Origin of the sequence: Sphingomonas sp. IBVSS2 (assembly GCF_002127225.1) — a bacterium.
In the GTDB taxonomy this organism is placed as follows: domain Bacteria; phylum Pseudomonadota; class Alphaproteobacteria; order Sphingomonadales; family Sphingomonadaceae; genus Sphingomonas.
Window position 1 is genome coordinate 324,657 of record NZ_NFUR01000003.1, and the last position, 21,599, is coordinate 346,255.

General features: G+C 67.4%; 17 protein-coding genes and 1 tRNA gene. 9 read left to right on the forward strand and 9 right to left on the reverse strand.

Annotated elements, in window-relative coordinates:
- The first annotated feature begins 49 nt into the window (after window positions 1-49).
- Both CAP40_RS11750 and CAP40_RS11755 read left to right on the forward strand, forming a co-directional pair.
- On the forward strand, window positions 50-694 hold the full coding sequence (locus CAP40_RS11750) for a lysoplasmalogenase family protein (protein WP_086129702.1): 645 nt from the start codon (window positions 50-52) through the stop codon (window positions 692-694).
- Entirely contained in the window at window positions 691-1,122 is a 432-nt protein-coding gene (locus CAP40_RS11755; RefSeq protein WP_086129703.1) for a DUF488 family protein, read from the forward strand. Before CAP40_RS11750 ends, CAP40_RS11755 begins: the two co-directional genes overlap by 4 nt.
- Window positions 1,123-1,293: 171 nt before the next feature.
- Here CAP40_RS11755 and CAP40_RS11760 read toward each other — a convergent pair whose 3' ends face one another.
- The 9 genes from CAP40_RS11760 to CAP40_RS11800 form a co-directional block, all read right to left on the reverse strand.
- Window positions 1,294-4,017 (reverse strand): PAS domain S-box protein, encoded by a 2,724-nt coding sequence (locus CAP40_RS11760; protein ID WP_086129704.1) that lies wholly within the window; start codon window positions 4,015-4,017, stop codon window positions 1,294-1,296.
- A 147-nt stretch (window positions 4,018-4,164) separates the two neighbouring features.
- Entirely contained in the window at window positions 4,165-5,538 is a 1,374-nt protein-coding gene (locus CAP40_RS11765; protein WP_086130080.1) for a class II 3-deoxy-7-phosphoheptulonate synthase, read from the reverse strand.
- A gap of 288 nt (window positions 5,539-5,826) precedes the next feature.
- Window positions 5,827-6,783, reverse strand: a complete 957-nt coding sequence (locus CAP40_RS11770) for a hypothetical protein (RefSeq protein ID WP_086129705.1) — start codon at window positions 6,781-6,783, stop codon at window positions 5,827-5,829.
- Between the two features lie 105 nt (window positions 6,784-6,888).
- Window positions 6,889-7,344 (reverse strand): SRPBCC family protein, encoded by a 456-nt coding sequence (locus tag CAP40_RS11775; RefSeq protein WP_086129706.1) that lies wholly within the window; start codon window positions 7,342-7,344, stop codon window positions 6,889-6,891.
- Window positions 7,337-7,672, reverse strand: a complete 336-nt coding sequence (locus CAP40_RS11780; RefSeq protein ID WP_086129707.1) for a helix-turn-helix transcriptional regulator — start codon at window positions 7,670-7,672, stop codon at window positions 7,337-7,339. The genes CAP40_RS11775 and CAP40_RS11780 overlap by 8 nt, the downstream gene beginning before the upstream one ends.
- 61 nt (window positions 7,673-7,733) lie before the next feature.
- Window positions 7,734-8,669 carry an NAD(P)-dependent oxidoreductase gene (locus tag CAP40_RS11785; protein ID WP_086129708.1) on the reverse strand — a complete coding sequence of 312 codons (936 nt, stop codon included), beginning with the start codon at window positions 8,667-8,669 and terminating at the stop codon, window positions 7,734-7,736.
- Between the two features lie 76 nt (window positions 8,670-8,745).
- Complete coding sequence (gene cysS / locus CAP40_RS11790; protein WP_086129709.1) at window positions 8,746-10,188, reverse strand: cysteine--tRNA ligase; 1,443 nt, start codon at window positions 10,186-10,188, stop codon at window positions 8,746-8,748.
- 140 nt (window positions 10,189-10,328) lie between these two features.
- Window positions 10,329-10,547, reverse strand: coding sequence for a hypothetical protein (locus CAP40_RS11795; RefSeq protein WP_086129710.1), 219 nt, complete (start codon window positions 10,545-10,547; stop codon window positions 10,329-10,331).
- A gap of 180 nt (window positions 10,548-10,727) precedes the next feature.
- A tRNA-Cys gene (locus tag CAP40_RS11800) sits at window positions 10,728-10,801 on the reverse strand.
- Window positions 10,802-10,969: 168 nt separating this feature from the next.
- On the opposite strand from CAP40_RS11800, the gene CAP40_RS11805 reads away from it, so the two are divergent.
- From CAP40_RS11805 to CAP40_RS11835, 7 genes are all read left to right on the forward strand, one after another.
- Window positions 10,970-11,650: a protein-L-isoaspartate O-methyltransferase gene (locus CAP40_RS11805; RefSeq protein WP_086130081.1), complete on the forward strand. Its 681-nt coding sequence runs from the start codon at window positions 10,970-10,972 to the stop codon at window positions 11,648-11,650.
- Between the two features lie 14 nt (window positions 11,651-11,664).
- Complete coding sequence (locus tag CAP40_RS11810; RefSeq protein WP_086129711.1) at window positions 11,665-13,266, forward strand: TolC family outer membrane protein; 1,602 nt, start codon at window positions 11,665-11,667, stop codon at window positions 13,264-13,266.
- A 36-nt stretch (window positions 13,267-13,302) separates the two neighbouring features.
- Window positions 13,303-13,794 carry a DUF2497 domain-containing protein gene (locus CAP40_RS11815; protein WP_086129712.1) on the forward strand — a complete coding sequence of 164 codons (492 nt, stop codon included), beginning with the start codon at window positions 13,303-13,305 and terminating at the stop codon, window positions 13,792-13,794.
- A 166-nt stretch (window positions 13,795-13,960) separates the two neighbouring features.
- Window positions 13,961-16,030, forward strand: a complete 2,070-nt coding sequence (locus CAP40_RS11820) for a S9 family peptidase (RefSeq protein ID WP_086129713.1) — start codon at window positions 13,961-13,963, stop codon at window positions 16,028-16,030.
- Window positions 16,031-16,186: 156 nt separating this feature from the next.
- A complete protein-coding gene (locus CAP40_RS11825; RefSeq protein WP_086129714.1) occupies window positions 16,187-18,868 on the forward strand; it encodes a valine--tRNA ligase in 2,682 nt (893 codons plus the stop codon).
- A 165-nt stretch (window positions 18,869-19,033) separates the two neighbouring features.
- Window positions 19,034-20,074: a choice-of-anchor A family protein gene (locus CAP40_RS11830; protein ID WP_086129715.1), complete on the forward strand. Its 1,041-nt coding sequence runs from the start codon at window positions 19,034-19,036 to the stop codon at window positions 20,072-20,074.
- Between the two features lie 75 nt (window positions 20,075-20,149).
- Window positions 20,150-21,598, forward strand: coding sequence for an MATE family efflux transporter (locus tag CAP40_RS11835; protein WP_086129716.1), 1,449 nt, complete (start codon window positions 20,150-20,152; stop codon window positions 21,596-21,598).
- The last annotated feature ends 1 nt before the right edge of the window (window position 21,599 follow it).

Below are 21,599 nucleotides of genomic sequence, written 5' to 3' on the forward strand. Positions count from 1 at the left end.
CGATAGAGCCATGCTTGGCAGAGCGCCAGTGACACGGCATCAAGGGCGGATGGACCGTTCCCGCATCGAACCGCTCTTCGCCGCCGCCCTGATCGCCGGCGCCAGCTATTATGCCAATTACTGGCTGGAAGCCGGCGGAGTCGCCGCCATCGTCTGGAAGGGGGCCGGTGTCGGCCTGCTCGCCTTCTGGGCGCGCGGCAAGGCGGTCAACCAGGACGGGCGGATGATCGGCGCGGTGCTGGCGCTCGGCGCGCTGGGCGACGTGCTGCTGGAGCTGCACGGGCTCACCACCGGCGCGGTGGCCTTCATGGCCGGCCACTTGCTGGCGAGCTATCTGTACCTGCGTCACCCCCGCATTCCCGCGGCCAACTGGATCGCCCCGCCCGTTGCCGCCGCGGTGGCGGTGTTCGCCTGGTACGTGTTCGGAACGCTGCCCAATCCGGAACTGCTCGCGGTCTATGTGTTCGGCCTCGCGCTGATGACCGCTTCGGCGATGCTCAGCCGGCTCGGCACGCTGGTCGCGGCGGGCGCGCTGCTGTTCTTCGTCTCCGACTGGCTGATCTTCCTGCGCATGGGCCCGCTGGCGGGCTCGCCGATCCCGCAGCTGCTGGTCTGGCCGACCTATTTCGTCGGCCAGGCGTTGATCGCCTGGGGCGCGGTCCATGCGCTCCGGGGAGAGAAGGCGGCCGCATGAGGATCTTCACCATCGGCTATGAGGCGACGACGATGGACGAATTCATCGCCGCGCTGCGCAAGGCCGGGGTGGAGCGGGTGATCGACGTGCGCGCCGTGCCGCTCTCGCGGCGGCCGGGTTTTTCCAAGAACATCCTTGCCGCGAGCCTGAAGGCAGCGGGAATCGACTATGTGCTGCTCAAGAATCTGGGCACCCCCAAGCCCGGCCGCGATGCCGCCAAGAAGGGCGATGTGCAGACGCTGCGCCAAGTCTATGCCGGGCAGCTCCATCTGCCCGAGGCGCAGGCAGAGGCGGCGATGATGCGGGCGCTGGCCGCGGAGAAGCCGAGCGCGCTGCTCTGCTTCGAGCGCAATCCCGAACATTGCCACCGTACGCTGCTGCTCGCCGCGGAAGGCGAGGGCGCGGAGATCGTCGATCTCTATCCCTGAGGCAGGCCGGGCCCTGAGAAGGGCCGGGCCCCGAGAAAGACCGGGCCCCGAGAAAGGCCAGGGCGGCCGGAGGTTGCAGTCCGGCCGCCCCGTAGTTTGGGGAGCCGGCGGCACAGAGGGGCAAGGCGCCGGCTGGGTTCGCTCCTGGAAGGCCGGTCTTGCAGGGGTGTTTCAGTATGTTTCGTCATGGAGCCGGGCGGTTTCGCGCGTCTCCGCGATCGGCAGCGCGAAGCTGAAGATCGCCCCGCCGCCCGGGCCGTTCTCCGCCCAGAGCCGGCCGCCATGCGCCTCGACGATCGTGCGGCAGATCGGCAGGCCGAGCCCGGTGCCGCTCTCCTTCGTGGTGCGGAAGGGCTCGAAGAGATTGTCGAGCATCGCTTCGCTGAGGCCGGCGCCGCTATCGGCGATCTGCACCACGACTTCCTCCGGTCCGACCCGGGTCGTCACGCTCACTTCGCGCCGGGCGCGATCCGTCGTCGCCTCCACGCCGTTGCGGATCAGATTGCTCAGCACTTGTTCGATCTGGAGGGCGTCGCCGATCAGATTGGCGGGCGCGGGATCGAAATCGCAATCGATCCGCGCTCCCTGCGATATCTTGAGCTGCCGCACCGCCGCGCTGGCCGAATAGATCACCGCGTTCAGGTCGAAGCTTGCCTGGACGATCTCGCCGCTCACCGTGAAGGAGCGGATCTTGCGGATGATGTCGCCGGCGCGCAGCGCCTGTACCCGCGCATGGTCGAGCGCGTCGAGGATGTCGTGGTCCGGCTCGCCGCGCGAGCGCGTGAGATAGCGGCAAGCCTCGATATAGTTGGTGATCGCGGCGAGCGGCTGGTTGAGTTCGTGCGCCAGCGTCGAGGCCATTGCCCCCATGGCGTTCAGCCGGGCAAGACGGAGCAGCTTCTCGTGCACTTCGCGCAATTGGGCATCGGCTTCCATGTCGTGCGTGATGTCGATCACCAGGCCGAGCAGTCGCGGTTGGCCGTCATGCGGGTCGTAACGGCCCTGCAGCGTCACCCAGCGCGCTTCCCCATCAGGCATTGCCAGCCGCAAGGTCATGTCGAGCGGGCCCTTGATCCGCCTGGCGCTGCCGATCGCCCGGCGCAGCTCGGCGACCTGTTCCGGGCCGAGCCGATCGGCGACATCGGCCATGCGATACTCGCCCTCGTGCCATTCGAGACCGAACAGGCGCGCGCTCTGCGGGGAGTGGCGCGAGCCGCCGCGCACCAGGTCGATCTCCCACACACCCACGCCGGCAGCTTCCTGGGCAAGCCGGAGCAGCCTCTCGCTTTCCTCCAGCGCGCGCTGCGTGGCGATGCGCGGCGAGATGTCCTGGAGCACGATGGCGATATAGTCTTCGGTGCCGTCGCCCGAGCGGACGAGGTTGGCGGTGCAGTGCACGGGGCACAGCGCGCCTTCATGCGTCACCACCATGCGATCGTCCGAATAATAGGCAACCTCGCCGCGCGCGAGCGCCCGGATCCCGTCCATTGTCGCCGGCCACTCCTCGGCGGTGCTGGTCTTGCGGCAGCTCTCGCCGATCAGCGCTTCGCGAGGATGGCCGGTGAGCTCGCAGATCCGATCATTGACTTCGAGGAACACGCCCTGAAGCGAGAGCCGGCCCACGCCGACCCCGGCCTGCTCGAACACGGCGCGATAGCGGCGCTCGGCCTCTTCCAGCTTGCGGCGCGCCTCCATCTCGGCGGTAACGATCTCGCTCGCCAGCACGATGCCCGCGATGCGATCATCCTCGTCATACCAGGGGCGGTGGCTCCAGCGCACATAGTCGACGCTGCCATCGGGATGCCGCAGCGGATCGCCGTCGCCCGAAAGCTGCTCGCCGTCGAGCACCCGCGCGAACATGGCGCGGCGCTCGGGCGAGCTATCGGGGAAGACCTCGAAGTGGCTGCGCCCCTCGAGCGCCACGCCCTCGGGCAGGCGATGATCGGCGACATAACGCTGCGAGGTGGCGACATAGCGCATGTCCCGGTCGAGAATCGCCACCGCGGTGGCGGCGTCGCGCGCCATGTTGGTGAGGTTGCGCCGCGACACCTCGATCCGCTTGGCGGCGATGCGGAGCTTTTCCTCGGCGTGGCGCTCGTCCGCATGGGCAGCGAGCAGGACGATGGTCGCGCAGGTGACCGCCACGAACATCTGGGCCAGCAGCACGCGATCCTCGGGCGCGGCGAGCGCGAACGGCCCGGTGGCGATCTCGGTGCTCCACAGCACGATCACCGCGCAGATGGCCATGGCGGTAGTCGCGCCCCGCAGGTGCCAGCCCAGCGCCGCGAGCACGAGCGGCGGGAAGATCGCCCAGGCGACGGGATCCTCGCGCGGAAGCAGGAAGACGACCGTCGTCACGATCGCGCAGAGGAGCATGGCGGCGACGAAGCCGGCCCATCGAAGGGCCGACCAGCGCTCGCGCAACGGCGTCGCCCAGACGAGCACGAGCGGCGCCGCCAGGATCATGCCGAGCCCTTGTTGCGCGAACTTCTCGACGAAAATGGTCGGCCGCCCCGCCGCAATGGTGCCGAGCGCGACGATTCCCGCCGCCAGCAGCGATCCGGCCAGCGCCGCGACGAATACCCACAGGATCGAGCGCGGATCGAGCAACTCGGTGGGCCGGACGCCGCGCCGCCGGATGATCGACGCCGTCAGCAGTGCGCCGAATGCCAGGCCCATCGCCGCGGCGAGCTTGGCCACCAGCGGATATTGGGGTTCGAATATCTCATAGGTGGCGAGCACGGCGATCGCGAGCAGCGGCCAGAGCCGGGTGCTGCTCAGGATCAGCCCGCTGACCGAAACTCCGATGGCGATGCCGATCGGAGGATTCCTGCCGGTGAAGCGATGCCACAGGGCCCAGCTAATGCAGCCGATCAATGCGCCCGCAAACAGCATTAGCGCCGGACGCACCGACGCAGCCCAGTTCTCTGGCAGACGCTCCCTCACCGTTGCCAACTAAAACTCCGCGTAAAGCGCAGTCCATCCAAGATGCTGACAGCGATGTAAATCCGCTAAATTACGGATGTGCTCCGCAACAATTGATCAAGCGGCGGCCTTACGGCGTTCCGCCATTTCCTCGTTGAGCATTTCGGCCAGCAGGAAGGCAAGTTCCAGGCTCTGTCCCGCATTGAGACGTGGGTCGCAATGGGTGTGGTAGCGATCGGCGAGGCCCTGTTCGGTGATGTCGATCGCGCCGCCGGTGCATTCGGTGACGTTCTGCCCCGTCATCTCCGCATGGATGCCGCCCGCGAACGTGCCTTCGGCGCGATGCACCGCGAAGAAACCGCGCACTTCGGCCAGGATCCGCTCGAACGGGCGGGTCTTGTAGCCATTGGCCGCCTTGATCACGTTGCCGTGCATCGGATCGCAGCTCCACACCACCGGATGCCCCTCGCGCTTCACCGCGCGAACCAGCTTGGGCAGGCCGGCCTCGACCTTGTCATGGCCATAGCGCGTGATCAGCGTCATCCGTCCCGGCGTGCGGCCGGGGTTGAGCGCGTCGAGCAGGCGCAGCAGCGCGTCGGGCTCGAGGCTGGGGCCGCACTTCATGCCGATCGGATTGCCGATGCCGCGCAGGAACTCGACATGTGCCGAGCCCTCGAAGCGGGTGCGGTCGCCGATCCAGAGGAAGTGCGCGCTGGTGTCGTACCAGTCGCCGGTCAGGCTGTCCTGGCGGGTGAGCGCTTCCTCATAGGGCAGGAGCAGCGCTTCGTGGCTGGTGTAGAAATTGGTCGCCTTGAGCTGCGGCACGCTGTCCGCATCGATGCCGCAGGCGGCCATGAAGTCGAGCGCTTCCCCGATCCGGTCGGCCAGGTCGGCATATTTCTTCGCCCAGGGGCTGCGGCCCATGAAGTCGTGGGTCCATTTGTGGACCTGGTGCAGATTGGCATAGCCGCCCTGCGCGAAGGCGCGCAGCAGGTTGAGCGTCGCCGCCGACTGCGAATAGCCCTGCAGCATCCGCTGCGGATCGGGTGTGCGGCCCTCGGGCGTGAAGGCGATGTCGTTGACGTTGTCGCCGCGATAGCTGGGCAGCTCCACCCCGCCGATCGTCTCGGTATCGGCGGAGCGCGGCTTGGCGAACTGGCCGGCCATGCGCCCGAGCTTCACCGTCGGCAGCTTCGAGGCGAAGGTGAGCACCACCGCCATCTGGAGGATGACGCGGAAGGTGTCGCGGATGTTGTTCGGGTGGAACTCGGCGAAGCTCTCGGCGCAGTCGCCGCCCTGGAGAAGGAACGCCTCGCCGCGCGAGACCTTGGCCAGCTCGCTGGTCAGCTCGCGCGCCTCGCCGGCGAAGACCAGCGGCGGGAAGGAAGTGAGCTGCGTCGTTGCCGCATCGAGCGCGCCCTGATCGGGGTAATTGGGCAGCTGGCGCGCCTCCGCCGCCTTCCAGCTCGACGGGCTCCAGCTTGCATGCATGTCGTTCTCCGCATCGCGCACGGTGACGTTCCAGTCGGCGGCGCCGGCGATGCCGTGCGCGGCGATCAGGTTCATCACCTTGGCGTTCGCGCGCTTGCCGTCCTTCTCCCAGCCCTGGACCGTGGAGCCCGGAATGTCGAACCACGCGCCGAACGCGGCGCGGGTGAGGGAGCGTTCCTCGCGGAAGCGGCGAATCTTGGTGCCTGCAAGTGTCGTCATAGCCCGAGCGACTTACCCTGCCGGGGTAAAATTGCGCAAGCAGAAAATTTCCCCAGCGGGGTAAATCTTTCAGCTGCGGCGGAACGCCCAGTTCACGCCGCCCGGGCCGGTCAGCCGCAGCCCGCCGCCCGTATTGCTGTAGCTGTATGTCTCGCTGCGTGGCGAGATCGTGCCCGAGCCGCCCTTGCCGCAGCCGCTCCAGCTCTCGTTGCCGCCCTGGATCGCGAAGGTCATCTTGCCGCCCGACGTCTGGATGCGGCCCAGCTTCTCCTGATTGATCGTCTTGGTGCAGCTCTTGCCTTCCGGCTGGATCTTGGTGATCCGCCAGGTGAAGGTGCCGTCCCGGCGGATGGCGAGGTTCATCTGGCGCCGCACGGTCACCGGCATGGACTCGGTCACGATCGTGGTGTTGGTCGCCGATCCGGGGCCGAAGGTGCCGCCCAGATTGGTGCCATAGCCGGTCGCCATGCTCGGCTGGAACTTGATCTTGGAGCCGATCACCAGCTCCGTGGCCGTCGAGGATTGCGACCAGTTTCCCGCCAGTCCGGGAATGTCGCCGTTCGAAGCCTTGGCCGCGCTCTGATCGCCCGCGACCAGCTTCACCGCGATGCGCACCGCACTGGCCGGGGCCGCGATCTCGGCGCCGTCGCGGGCAATGCCCAGATAATCGCCCGGCGAAGCTTCGTCGTCGCCGTCCACATCCTTCCACGCGATGAGCTGCCATGGCCCGCGATCGGGCAGCTTGAGTTCGTAAGCCCAGCTCGAACCGCCGATCTGGCGCAGCGGCGCCTCGATCTTGGTCTTGCAGCTCTGATAGGGCGAGGCGCAGGCGACGACCTTGCCGCCGTCCATCCGCGCACCTGCCGGCACCTGGACCTCACCGCTGATGGCAGCGCCTTGCTGTCCCAGCTCGGTGGCTGCCTCGGCGGCATTGGCGGTGGCCTTGTCGGAGGCGCCGGCGAAACAGGCGGTCGCGGCGAGCAGCAAGGCGGGCGCGAAGACGATGGGGCGAGCGGCAACGGGCATGGCGGTCCTCCTGAACCCGGGGAAGGGACGGAGGCGGTGCTGGACCGCGAAGAGCGGCGGACATAGCGTTGCGCGACGAATGCCTGCCCTGATGCAACCAAGCCGTCAGTCCGGCAGTGTCTCGGCCAGCTTGTCGTACTGAAGGCCGATCCCGTGGAAGCGGGACCCATTGTCTTCATAGCCGTCCAGATAGATGCCGTGCTCGGTGTGGAGCAGGCGGGTGCCGTCGCCGTCGGGAAGCAGCTCGATCGAGCAGAGGTTCACCGAGATCGGCTTGCCGTTCAGCTTCATGCGATAGGCATAGACGATGCGGCCGTCCGGCACGATGTCATGATAGGAACAGTCGAAGCGCGTGATCGTGCCGCTCTTCCAGCGGCCTTCCAGATGCTCGGTGCCGCCCACCCGGAAATCGAAGTGGCGATCGACCATCTCCCAACTCTCGTTCGGCCCCGAGAACCAGCGCGCCTTGCCCTCCTCGGTGGCGAATGCCGCGAACACCCTTGCCGGGGCCTGCTTGAAACGGCGCTCGATGACGAACTTGTCGTGGACGGCTTCAGCCATGGTCGTTCTCCTTGTCCTGCGCGTCGAGGAAGCGGGCGAGGCGGTCGTAACGCGCTTCGGTCGCGCGGCGGCGCTCGATGATCCATTGCTCCACCGCGGCGAGGGCAAGCGGCTCGAGCGTGCAGGTGCGCACCCGGCCCTGCTTCGCGGTGCGCACCAGGCCGGCACCCTCGAGCAGGCGGATATGCTGCAGGAAGCTCGGCATCGCCATGGTGAAGCCGGCGGCGAGCGCGCTCACGCTGGCCGGACCGTCGCCCAGCCGCTCGATCACCGCGCGGCGGGTGGGATCGGCCAGGGCAGCGAACGCGGCATCGATTTGGTTAGGCATGAAACTAACTAATCGCCGCACGGCGTCCGATGCAAGCGAAACTCGGGCGGGCGGGGGAGTTTCAATATCCTGCGGCGAGATCGACTTCGTTCCGGAGCGGGCGCCCTTCCACGAACGCCCGGGCGTTCTCGACGAACAGCGCGGCGGCGCGCAGGAACATCCGCGTCTGGCTGCGGCCGGATAGGTGCATCGAGTGGATAACGTTCGCCGTGTTCCACAAGGGATGCTCGGGCGGCAGCGGCTCGGGCGTCACCGTGTCGAGAAAGGCGCCGCCGATCCGTCGCCTGGCGCAGGCCTCGATCAGCGCATCCTGGTCGATCAGCTCCCCGCGACCGACATTCACGATCCAGGCGGAGGGTTTCATCGCGGCCAGCTCCCCGGCGCCGATCATCGCGCGGCTCTCGGTGGTGGCGGGCGCGGCAAGGAACACCCAGTCGGTCTCGGGCAGCAGCGCGCGCCAGGCATCCGGGCCTACCGTGCCCGCGGCGCCGGACCGGGTGACGCCGGTCACCTCGACGCCAAAGGCGGCGAGGCGTTCGCCGATCAGTCGCCCGATCGTGCCATAGCCGATCACGAGTGCCTTGCTTTCGAACAGTTCGAGCTTGCCGGGCGCATCGGTCGGCCATTCGTGGCGATCCGCGGCGCGCACCACCTGGTCGAAGCGCTTGGCCGCAACCAGCGCGCCCATCACCGCATATTCGGCCACGGTATGCGCATTGACGCCGCTGCCGTTGGTCACCCGCGTGCCGCGCGTCCGCAACAGGTTCGTATCGAGCGCATCGAGCCCGGCATAGATGGTCGACAGCCATTGCAGCCTGTCCGCCGCCGCCACGGCGCGCGCCCATTCGCGCGGATTGTTGTTGTCGAGCCAGCCGATGTCCGCATCCGCGACGAGCGCGACCGCTTCGTCGGTACTCGTGAACCAGTGGACGTCGAGCCCGGCGGGGAGCTGCGGCTCCACCAGCGGGCGGGCGAGGGCGGGGAGTACGGCCTTCATGCATCGGAGGCTAGCGCGTGGCCGGCCCGGGTTCAAAGGCCTTAGTTGCGCCCGCCGTCCGGACCCCGACGCATGCTCACGCCTCTTCGCCGAACATCGGTTTCCAGTCCCAGCCCAGCGTGTCGCCGTCCATCACTTCCACGCCCGTGGCGGCGAGTTCGTCGCGGATCGTGTCGGAACGCTGGAAGTCCTTCACCAGCCGCGCTTCCTTGCGCTCGACCAGCCGGTCCTCGATTTCCTGCACGGTGATCGTGGCGCTCACGGGGCGCATACGGAGCTCCTCGCGAGTCAGTTCGAGCAGTCGCAGGCCCAGCACCGCGTCGAATGCCGCGAGGCCGGCCAGGCGATCGGCGGGCGACAGCTTCTTCTCGGCGAGCAGGTCGTCGAGCGCGGGCAGCGCCCTGGGCGTGTTGAGATCGTCCGATACCGCCTCGTCGAGCCGAGCGAGCCAGGCCTCCGGCGCAATGCCTTCGCCTTCGGCCCGGGCCTTGAGGGCAGTCACGGTCATCACGAGCCGCTTCAGCCGAGTGAGTGCCGCTGCCAGGTTCTCGGCCGAGAATTCCAGCTCGCTGCGATATTGGGCGGAAAGGCACATGAGGCGATAGGCGAGGGGATGCACGCCGGCGTCGATCAACGACTGGAGCGTGGTGAAGCCGCCCTTGGACTTGCTCATCTTCCCCTGGCGATCCACCAGGAAGTTGTTGTGCATCCAGAAATGCGCACCCGAATCGCCGCACCCGCAAAAGGCCTGGTTCTGCGCGATCTCGTTGGGATGATGGATTTCGCGGTGATCGATGCCGCCGGTATGGATGTCGAACGGCGCCCCCAGATACTTGATGCTCATCACCGAGCATTCGAGGTGCCAGCCCGGCGCACCCTTGCCCCAGGGGCTGTCCCATTCCATCTGGCGCTGCTCGCCCGGCGGCGACTTGCGCCAGATGGCGAAGTCCTGCGGGTGACGCTTGCCGGCCACCGGATCGATCCGCCCTTCCGCCGCATCGTCCTGATTGCCAGCGAGGCGGCCATAGTCGGGCACGGTGGTCACGTCGAAATACAGGCCGGAATCGAGCGCGTAGCAATGTTCGGGCGCGATCTTCTCGGCAAAGTCGATCATCTCGGCGATGTGATCGGTCGCGACCGACCAGCGCGAGGGCTGGCGGATGTTGAGGTCGGCGATGTTCTGCTTGAAGGCAGCCGTATAGTGCGCCGCGATGTCCCAGATGCTCTTCGCCTGGGCGCGGGCCGCCGCCTCCATCTTGTCGTCGCCGGCATCGGCGTCCGACGTCAGATGCCCGACATCGGTGATGTTGATCACATGGGTGAGGGCATATCCCTTCCAGGTCAGCACGCGGCTCAGCGTATCGGTGAACACATAGGCGCGCAGGTTGCCGAGATGGGCGTAGTTGTAGACCGTCGGCCCGCAGGAATAGACGCGCACGCCGCGTTCGGGATCGAGCGGCTGGAAGGCTTCCAGCCCGCGGGTCAGCGAATTGTAGAGCGTGAGTTGAGCGCCGGTCATAGCGGCGGCATAGCGGCTCGTCGCCGTGCTGCAAGCCCAAGGCGCGTCGCCCGCGACTGCGGCGGCAATAGCCCCCCGATCCGCCCGACGGGGAAAGTCGCGAAGCCCCGGCTCGCGAGAGCGCGCGCCGGTAGCCGGGTTCAGGCGGCGAGCGCGGTCACGCCCCGCTGGCGGATCAGCCCGGTGCCGGTGCTCCCGCCCACCATCAGCGGCAGGGCAGTGGCGCAGAAGGCGCATTCCGCCGTGAGCCGGCCGATCACCCAATGCGATCTGCCGCAGCCCGGACAATAATTCTCCTGCTCCGGACGGTACGCGACGCGATAGCCGGTAAGGGCGTGTCGGATGCCGAAATCATACATGCCTCGTCTCCCGATAATCGGGGGACCAACGGCAGTGAATCGCGATTTGTTCCGCATCCGGGCCGGTGCAGCGTCGATGGCCCGTGCGATTCGATCGATGAGTTGCGGGAAAGACACACATGCGGCGACAATGCCGGCGCCGGGACGCGGACAATGAAGTGGTGATGCTGTAAGAAGAAGTGGAGGCCCGAGCCGGAATCGAACCGGCGTGCAAGGATTTGCAGTCCTCTGCGTCACCACTCCGCCATCGGGCCTCGGAGCGAGCGGCGGCAATGCGCAGGTGCTTTGCCTGCTGTCAACATTGCAGTGCAAAAATAGCTGCGTGCATTGCTTGGCGAAGCGTTGCGAAGGGGATACAAGCCGCCCTACATAATCAGTGTATTGCACAGCTAACACGGTTGTGCCAGATAGCCGGGGTAATGATGGCTCTTACGGTAGATTCCGCGCCTGCCGAGGCGAACCGCTTCGATGTGATGCGCCATGCGATGGTCGCCAGCCAGCTGCGCACCAACGCGGTGAACGACGCGCGCGTGGTCGAGGCGATGGCGCGCCTGCCGCGCGAGGACTTCCTTCCCGAGGCGCATCGCGCGATCGCCTATCGCGACACGCTGCTGCCGCTCGCCGGGGGGCGCAGCCACAACCTGCCGCTCGCCACGGGGCGGCTGCTCACCGCCGCCGAGATCCGCCCGGCCGACAAGGTGCTGCTGATCGGCGCCGCGGGCGGCTATGCGGCGGCCTTGCTCGCCGGTCTCGCCAATTCGGTGGTCGCGGTGGAGGAGGAGCCCGGCCTTTCGGCGCTCGCCCGCAACGCGCTCGCCGCCTATGCCAATGTCGAGCTGGTCGAGGGGCCGCTCGCCGCCGGCCATGCCGCGCAAGGCCCTTATGACCTGCTCGTCGTCGACGGCGCGGTCGAGGCGCTTCCCGCGGCGTTGCTCGACCAGCTCGCGCCCGACGGGCGGGTGGTGACCGGTCTCCTGGATCGCGGCGTGACGCGCCTTGCGGCGGGCCGTCGCACCGAAGGGGGCTTCGGCCTCGTCGATTTCGCCGATATCGAATGTGCAGTTCTTCCTGGTTTCGAGCGCCTACGAACCTTTCAATTCTGATCTGAAAGAGGCTCATGCGAATTTCCTCTCTGTTTCTGGGCGCCAGTCTTGTCGCGATCGCCGTGCCTGCCGCCGCGCAGACCACGACGACGCGCGCCGGCACCGACACTCCCGTGCAGGTGGTGGGCACCGGCGCACCGGCCCAGGCCGCGCAGCCGACCACCACGCTGCGCGACGCGCTGGTGCTCGCCTACAACACCAATCCGGGCCTCCAGTCGCAGCGCGCCAACCAGCGCGCCAATGACGAGAATGTGCCGATCGCCAGGTCCGCCGGCCGCCCCGGCGTGAACGGCACGGGCTCGCTCAGCGACAGCGTCTACGACAGCGACGCCTTGTCCGGTCCGCTCGCGGGCCCGACCCGCACGGCGCGCCTGGGCGTCAATCTGTCGATGCCGATCTATTCGGGCGGCGCGGTGCGCAATTCGGTCCGTGCGGCCGAGACTCGCGTCGATGCCGGCCAGGCCAGCCTGCGCGGTGCCGAGGCCCAGCTCTTCACCGATTCGGTGACCGCCTATGTCGACGTGCTGCGCTTCGAGGCGATCGTGCGCCTCAACCAGCAGAACGTCCATGTCCTCGAGGTCAACCTCCAGGCGACCCGCGACCGGTTCGAGGTGGGCGACCTCACGCGTACCGACGTCGCCCAGTCCGAAGCGCGTCTGGCGCTTGCCCAGAGCCAGTTGCGGACCGCGGAAGCCGGGCTGATCGGCTCGCGGGAAAACTATATCCGCGTGATCGGTGCGCCGCCGGGCGTCCTCGCCCAGCCGCCGGCGCTGCCGAACCTGCCCAACGATGTGCAGGATGCGGAGCAGGCTGCGATCGGCAACAATCCCGATCTCGAGGCCGCGCAGAAGCAGCGCGACGCGAGCGCGTTCGACGTGAAGGCGGCCAAGGCCGGCCGCTCGCCAAGGCTCTCGCTGACCGCCGGCAGCAGCTATTACAACTATCTGGGTTCGCTCAGCGCCCAGGCGCATACGCTCGGCGGCCAGAACCCCGACGGCATCTCCAACACCATCGGCGCGCAGCTCACCCTGCCGGTCTTCCAGGGCGGCCTTCCGGCGGCGCAGGTGCGCCAGGCCCAGGCGCGCCGGGCCTCGGCGCTGGAAACGGTGACGCTCACCGAGCGCGGCGTGATCGCCCAGGTGCGCTCCGCCTATGCCAACTACCAATCGGCGCTGCGCGTGATCGAATCGTCGCGGGTCGCCGTGGATGCCAACAAGCTGAGCCTGGAGGGCGTCCGCGCCGAGAACAGCGTCGGCACCCGCACGATCCTCGACATTCTGAATGCCGAGCAGGAACTGCTCACCAGCCAGGTCAATTACGTCACCGCCGAGCGCGATGCCTATGTCGCCGGCTTCACGCTGCTGGCGGCGATGGGCCGGGCCGAGGCGCGCGATCTTAACCTTGACGGCGGGCCGCTCTACGATCCCGACGTCAACTACAAGCGCGTGAAGAATCGCTGGTCGGATCGCAACGACGATCCCGAACCGCAGCCGGTGGGCACCCGCACCAACCAGACGCCCGCGCAGACGCCGGCCGTCACCACCACCTCGCTCGATCCCGTGCTTCAGCGCGGCGATGCGACACGGCCTGTTGACATTAACCGTAAAAATCCCTGATGACGCGCCTCCGGGGCTTTCAGGAGTAGCCGGTTGATGGGGGACATCAGTAGCGAGCCGTCGATGGAGGAGATTCTTTCCTCCATCAAGCGCATCATCGCCGAGGAAGGCGATGCTGCGATCGCGACGCGTGCGCGCCGCGGCGGACGTGCGGCGACGGTGGCGGAGAAATCCGCCGCCATCGACGAAGTGCTCGAGCTGAGTCAGCCGGTCGACGAGGACAGAGTGGAGACGCCGACCCCGATGTCGATGGGTTCCCCAACGCCGCCCGAAGCCGCCCCGAAGGCTGTTGCCGAGCCGCCCGCCGACCCGATCCTGTCCGATCGTGCCGCCGAAGCGACTCGCGGCCCGCTCGAGGCGCTGTCGCGGATGGTGGTGAAGCCGGAGGTGACCGGCACCGACACGCTCGAGGGCATGGTGCGCGAGATGCTGAAGCCGATGCTGCGCGACTGGCTCGACGCCAATCTGCCCCGGCTGGTGGAAGAGATGGTCGCCCGCGAGATTTCGCGGATCACCGGGCGGCAATAGGCCGCCTCATATTCCCTTCTGGTCATCCCGGCGAAAGCCGGGATCTCAGGCGAAGGCGGGAAGGGGGCCGCACGAGACCCCGGCTTTCGTCGGGGTGGCGAATTATGGCCGGTTTGGCGGCGCTGACCGATTGTAACAGCCGCAACCTTCCGGCTATCCTCGCGGCATGAAATATATCCTGCTCGCGGGCGTCGCGCTCGCTTCCGCCGCTACGCCCGCGCTGGCGCGTGATCTCACCATCCAGGACGTCGCCACCTTGTCGCGGGTCGGCGCTCCCGCGGTTTCGCCCGACGGCAAATGGCTGGTCTGGCAGCAGCGCGAGACCGATCTTGCCGCCAACCGGGGCCGCTACGATCTGTGGCGCCTCGACCTCACCGTGAAAGGTGCCAGGCCCGAGAAGCTCGTCGCCGAGGCCGATGTCAACGAGACCAGTCCGCAATTCTCCGCCGACGGCAAGACGGTGTGGTTCCAGTCGGACAAGGGCGGCGAGGATGCCGTGTGGGGCATCGCGGTCACCGGCGGCACCCCGGTTCAGCTCACGCACATCCCGGGCGGGTTCAACGGCTTCAAGGTCTCGCCCGACGGCAGCAAGCTGCTCGTCTGGGCCGATCGCAAGCCCGGCGCGCCCAGCCTGGAGCCGGCGATGGTCAAGAAGGATCCGAATGCCGGTTCCGGGCGCACTTATGGCCAGCTGTTCGTCCGTCACTGGGATACATGGTCGAACGGCGAGCGCTCGCAGCTGTTCGTGCTGCCCTTCGGCCCGAACGGCGCGACGGGCAACGGGGTCGCCATCGAAGGCGGCCTGATCGGCGACAGCCCCTCCAAGCCCTTTGGCGGCGGCGAGGAAGTCGCCTGGAGCGCCGATGGCAAGACCGTCTATTTCGCCCTGCGCGAGGCGGGCCGGATCGAGGCCAAGTCGACCAATCTCGACATTTTCGCCGCCCCGGCGGACGGCAGCTCGGCGCCGGTGAACCTCACCAAGGCGAATGAGGGGATGGACAATCTCCCCACCGTCTCGCCCGACGGCAAATGGCTCGCCTATTTCTCGATGGCCCGCGCCACCTATGAGGCCGATCGCCAGGTGCTCCAGCTGCGCAACCTCGCCACCGGCGAGACCAGGGCGCTGACCCAGGCCTGGGATCGGTCGGTCGGCTCGATCGCCTGGGCGCCGGATTCCAGGACCATCTACGTCACGGCCGAGGATACGCAGGAGAACCCGATCTGGTCGGTCGACCCGCTGACCGGCAAGGTCGCGCGGCTCACCCAGCTTGGCAATGTTACCGCGGTGGTGCCTACCAAGGGGGGCATCGTCTATTCGATGAACAGCCTCACCGCGCCGGACGATTTCTACCAGCTCAAGGGCAAGGCGAGCACCCGGCTGACCTCGGTCAACGCCGAGAAGCTCGCCGGCATCGACCTGCCGAAGGTCGAGCGCTTCAGCTTCGCCGGTGCCAACAACGACACCGTCTGGGGCTATTCGGTGCGCCCGGCCAGCCTGGCCGAGGGCAGGAAGGCGCCGATCGCCTTCATCGTCCATGGCGGCCCGCAGGGGAGCAGCAACAACAGCTGGTCCTATCGCTGGAACCCGGCGGTGTTCGCCGGCGCCGGCTATGCGGTGGTCGCGGTCGATTTCCACGGCTCCACCGGCTATGGCCAGGCCTTTACCGACGCGATCCGCAACAATTGGGGCGGCTGGCCGCTCGAGGACCTGCAAAAGGGCCTGAAGGCCGCGACCGACAAGTTCTCGTACCTCGACGCCGACAATGCCTGCGCGCTCGGTGCTTCCTATGGCGGCTATATGATGAACTGGATCGAGGGGCAGTGGCCCGATCGATTCAAGTGCATCGTCCAGCATGACGGCGTGTTCGACGCTCGCGCCATGGCCTATGAGACCGAGGAGCTGTGGTTCGACGAATGGGAACATGGCGGCAAGGCCTATTTCGAGGATCCCGCGGCGTTCGAGAAGTGGAACCCGGTCAATCATGTCGACAAATGGGAGACCCCGCAGCTGGTGATCACCAGCGAGAAGGACTTCCGCATTCCCTATACCCAGGGCCTGGCCGCTTTCACCGCGCTCCAGCGTCGCGAGATCCCGTCCAAGCTGCTGGTGTTCCCGGACGAGAACCATTGGGTGCTCAAGCCGAAGAACTCGATGCAATGGTATGGCACCGTGCTCGGCTGGCTGGGCCGGTATACCGGCAAGCCGCAGGACGCCGGCACCGCGGCGGCGAAATGAGGCTGTAGACCTTCCCCTTCCGCTTGCGGGAGGGGCTAGGGGAGGGCGTGACCGGCAACGGCACGCCCTTCGCATTTTTGACAAGCCCTCCCCCCGCCCCTCCCGCAAGCGGAAGGGGAGTTTGCACCACGCAAACACCTCGCTAAGGGCAGGGGCATGACCACCGAACTGCCCAAGACCTTCGACCCCGCCGAGCTCGAATCCCGCTGGTACCGGCATTGGGAAGCCAACGGCCTGTTCCGCCCCGAGCGTGACGGCGCCGATCCCTGGACGCTGGTGAACCCGCCGCCCAACGTGACCGGCAGCCTGCATATCGGCCACGCGCTCGACAACACGCTGCAGGACATCCTCGTCCGCCACGCCCGGCTGAAGGGCAAGGATGCGCGCTGGGTGGTGGGCACCGACCATGCCGGCATCGCGACCCAGATGGTCGTCGAGCGCCAGATGAACCTCAGGCAGCAGAAGCGCACCGACTTCACGCGCGAGGAGTTCGTCGCCAAGGTCTGGGAGTGGAAGGAGGAGAGCGGCGGCGAGATCACCCAGCAGCTCCGCCGCCTCGGCTGCTCGATGGACTGGGCGAACGAACGCTTCACCATGGACGAGGGCTTTTCCAAGGCCGTCCTCAAGGTGTTCGTCGAACTGCACAGGCAGGGCCTGCTCTATCGCGACAAGCGCCTGGTGAACTGGGACCCGGGCCTGGGCACCGCGATCAGCGACCTCGAAGTCGAGACCAAGGACGTCAAGGGCAGCTTCTGGCACCTTAAATACCCGCTCGCCGACGGATCGGGCTTCATCGAGGTGGCGACCACGCGCCCCGAGACGATGCTGGCCGACATGGCCGTGGCGGTGAACGCCGAGGACACGCGCTACACCGATATGGTCGGCAAGATGGTCAGGCTGCCGATCACCGGCCGCCTGGTCCCGATCGTTACCGACGAGCATGCCGATCCCGAGCTGGGCTCGGGCGCGGTGAAGATCACGCCGGGGCATGACTTCAACGACTTCGAGGTCGGCAGGCGGGCCGGGATCGAGGCGCGCGACATGCTCAACATGCTCGATGCCAAGGCCCGCATCACCCAGACATCGGACGGGCTGATCCCCGCCGAACTGCTCGGCATCGACCGGTTCGAGGCGCGCAAGCTGGTGGTCGCGCGGCTGAAGGAAGAAGGCTTCCTGATCCCGCATGTCGACAAGGACGGCGTGGAGCACGACGCCGAGCCGCGCACGATCGCGACGCCGTTCGGCGATCGCTCGGGCGACGTGATCGAGCCCTGGCTGACCGACCAATGGTATGTCGATGCCGCGACGCTCGCCAGGCCGGCGATCGAGGCCGTGCGCTCGGGCGCGACCAAGATCGTGCCGAAGAGCTGGGAGAAGACCTATTTCAACTGGATGGAGAACATCCAGCCCTGGTGCGTGAGCCGCCAGCTCTGGTGGGGGCACCGCATTCCGGCCTGGTTCGCGGAGGATGGCAGCATCTTCGTCGCCGAGACCGAGGCGGAAGCCCAGGCACAGGCCGGGGAGGGCGTGAAGCTCGTCCAGGACAATGACGTGCTCGACACCTGGTTCTCCTCCGCGTTGTGGCCCTTCGCCACGATGGGCTGGCCGGAGAATCCCGACCCGACGCTCGGCGGGCGCTATCCCAACGACGTGTTGATCTCGGGCTTCGACATCCTGTTCTTCTGGGATGCCCGCATGATGATGCAGGGCTTGCACTTCATGAAAGCAGTGCCCTTCAAGACCCTGTATCTCCACGGTCTTGTTCGTGCGGCGGACGGGCAGAAAATGTCCAAGTCCAAGGGCAATGTCGTCAATCCGCTCGGGCTGATCGACAGCTATGGCGCCGATGCGCTGCGCTTCTTCATGGCGGCGATGGAAAGCCAGGGCCGCGACATCAAGATGGATGAGCGCCGGATCGAGGGCTATCGCAACTTCGCGACCAAGCTGTGGAACGCGGCGCGCTTCGCCCAGTCGAACGGCATCTCGGCCTCGACCACGCTCGAGGCGCCCGAGGCGGCGCTCGCGGTCAATCGCTGGATCATCGCCGAGACGGTCGCCACCGTGCAGGCGATCGACCTCGCGCTGGCGGACCTGCGCTTCGACGAGGCGGCGAACGCGATCTACCAGTTCGTCTGGAGCCGCTTCTGCGACTGGTATCTCGAGCTGATCAAGCCGGTGCTCCAGGGCGAAGGCGCGGAGGGCGCCGAGGAGACCCGCGCGGTGGCGGGCTGGGTGCTCGACCAGATCCTGGTGATGCTCCACCCGTTCATGCCCTTCATCACCGAGGAGCTGTGGTCGAAGATGGGGCCGCGCGATCACGAGCTGATCGTGGCGAAATGGCCGATGGCCGATGCCCGTGCGCTCGATCCGGCGGCGGCAAAGGAGATCGACTGGCTGATCCGGCTGGTGAGCGAGATCCGGGCCGCCCGCACCGAGCTGAACGTGCCGCCGGGTGCCCGCCTGCCGGTGTTCGTGCATGACGCCTCGGCCGAGACCGGCGCGCGCCTGGGCCGCCAGGCAGCCGCGCTGGCGCGCCTCGCCCGTGTCGACCAGGCTGCGGGCGAAGTGCCTGCCGGCGGCTCGCTGCAGATCATCATCGACGAGGCGACCTTCGTGGTGCCGCTCGGCGATGTGGTCGACATCGAAGCCGAGAAGGCGCGCCTCGCCAAGGCGATCGCCGCGGCCGAGAAGGAGCGCGATGGCCTGGCAGGCCGGCTGAGCAATGCCAGCTTCGTCGAGAAGGCGAAGCCCGAGGCCGTCGAGAAGGCCCGGGCCGACCATGCCGAAAAGGCGGCCGAGGCCGAACGGCTGTCGGCGGCGCTGGCGCGGCTGGGCTGATCCATGGACCGTCATCCCGGCGAAAGCCGGGGTGACGGAATGGGGCGGCAATACCCATTTCGGCGAACCTCCCGATACGGGACGCCGTTAACCATAGTTCTCAATATCCCCGGGCGCCTCCAGCCCCTTTAACCGCCTCCGAGTCGTTAACCCCTCGGAGTCGCCATGAACCGCTTCCTGCTTCCCGCCGGCATTGCCGCGGCGGCGTTGTTTGCCGCCGTGCCTGCGTCCGCCCAGTCCATCGCCGGGCTCGATGCGCTGCGCACCTGGAACCTGGTCGTGCTCGGCGACCTGACCTCGTCGTCGGAAGTGGAGGGGCGCACCTTCGTGGGCGGCAACCTCAACGGCAATTCGTCCAACTATCAGATCGCCAATCCCGCCCCGAGCCCGCTCGGCGTCCCCGGCCTCACCGTGGTGGGCGACGTCAACGGCTCGACCAAGAACCTCAACAACGGCTCGGGCGCGGTGATCGGCGGCAACGTCAACAGCGGCTTCAACCTCAATGGCCCCGCCCAGACGGTGAAGGTGGGCGGTACGATCGCCAACACCAACGTCAACCAGAACACGGTGCGGTCGGGCCTGTCGGCGAGCGACCCGGCCTTCTCGGTCAATCTGAAGCAGCAGGGCAGCCTGCTCACCAGCAGCCTGACCGACCTGTCGCGCACGCTGGGCGGGCTCGATGCGAACAGCAACCTGGCGATCGCCGGCAATCGCGGCACCTTCAACGCCGTGCCCAATGCGGACGGCGTGGCGGTGTTCAACATCAGTGCCGCCGATCTCGACAGGATCGGCGAGATCCAGTTCAACCTGAACGGCGCCGACACCGCGATCGTCAACGTCAGCGGCGCGAACGTGACGCTCAACGACAATTTCCTGGGCGGCACCCAGGGGCTGGGCCAGCATGTGATCTGGAACTTCCCCGACGCGAAGACGCTGAACGCCACCACCGCCTGGGGCGGATCGGTGCTCGCACCGAACGCGGCGGCGACCACCGGCAACTATATCCAGGGTTCGGCGGTGTTCGGCAGCCTCGTCCAGAACGGCGAGTTCCACCTCGGCACCTATATCGGCACCTATACGCCGCCGGGCACCACCAATCCGGGCGGCGGCGATCCCAGCCCGATCCCGGAGGAAGCCCTGGGCCTGTTCGCGCTGGGCACCATCGCGCTCTGGGTCATGCGCCGCCGGAGCGTCCGCACGGCTTGACCTGATCGTCGCCCGGTGCTGGTGAGGGGGGAGGCGGGAGGTCCCTTTCCGCCGACTCCAACCAGAGCGAGCGCCATGGCCGGTCCTCTCCAACGCCACGACCTGACGCAGGGCCCGATCAGCCGGACGCTGCTGCTGTTCGCGCTGCCCACGCTCGGCTCGAACATCCTCCAGTCGCTGAACGGCTCGATCAACTCGATCTGGGTCGGCCGCTTCCTGGGCGAGCAGGCGCTGGCGGCGACCGCCAATGCCAACATCATCATGTTCCTGATGTTCTCGGCGGTGTTCGGCTTCGGCATGGCGGCGACGATCCTGATCGGCCAGTCGATGGGCCGGCGCGACGTCGAGGCGGCGCGGCGCGCCTTCGGCTCGGCGATCGGGCTGGTGATGGGCGGCGCGGTGGTGATCGCGGTGCTCGGCTGGCTGTTCGCGCCGCAGATCCTCCGCCTGCTCGCCACCCCCGGCGAGGCGCAGGACATGGCGCGCGACTATCTGCGCGTCATCTTCCTCGGCCTGCCGTTCAGCATGCTCGGCGTGCTCATCCAGATGAGCCTGCGCGGCACCGGCGATTCGATCACCCCGCTCTGGTTCATGGTGCTGAGCGTCACGATCGACGCCGGGCTCAACCCGCTGCTGATCCAGGGCATCGGCCCGTTCCCCCGCATGGGCATCGCCGGCTCGGCCACCGCGACGCTGCTCGCCGGACTGGTCTCGTCCTTCGGCCTGCTCCTCTATGTCTATTGGCGCGACCTGCCGGTGCGGCTGCGGGGCCATGAGCTGCATTACCTGATCCCGGAAAGGGCGCTGGTCCGCACCATCGTCGCCAAGGGGCTGCCGATGGGCGCGCAGATGCTCGTCATGTCCACCGCCGGCCTCACCATGATCGGGCTGGTGAACCGGCTGGGCGTCGACACCGCCGCGGCCTATGCCGTCTCGCAGCAGCTCTGGACCTATATCCAGATGCCGGCGATGGCGATCGGCGTCGCCGTGTCGAGCATGGCCGCGCAGAATATCGGCGCGGGCAAATGGAGCCGGGTGAACGCGATCACCCGCGCGGGACTGGTCTACAACACGGTGATCACCCTGGTGGTGATCGTCGCGATCCTTTTGTTCGATCGCCCGGTGATGGCGCTGTTCGTCGGCGGCGACAGCCCGGCGATCCCGATCGCCCGCCACATCCAGCTGCTCGCCAGCTGGACCTTCGTGATGTTCGGCGCCACCATGGTGCTGTTCTCCACCGTCCGGGCCAATGGCGCCACCGTGCCGCCCCTGGTCATCCTGGCGATCACGCTCTTCCCGATCCGCTTCGGCTTCGCCGTCCTCGGCCAGCGCTGGTTCGGCAGCGATGCGCTGTGGCTGGCCTTCCCGATCGGGTCCGCCTGTTCGCTGGCGCTCGCGGCGCTTTATTATCGCTATGGCCGCTGGCGCAGCGAAGTGCTCGAAGTGCCGCCCGAGCCGGCCACGGTCGAGGAGGAGACGCTTGCCGCCACCGAGCCCGCGGGACGCTTGCAACCCAATTGCTGAG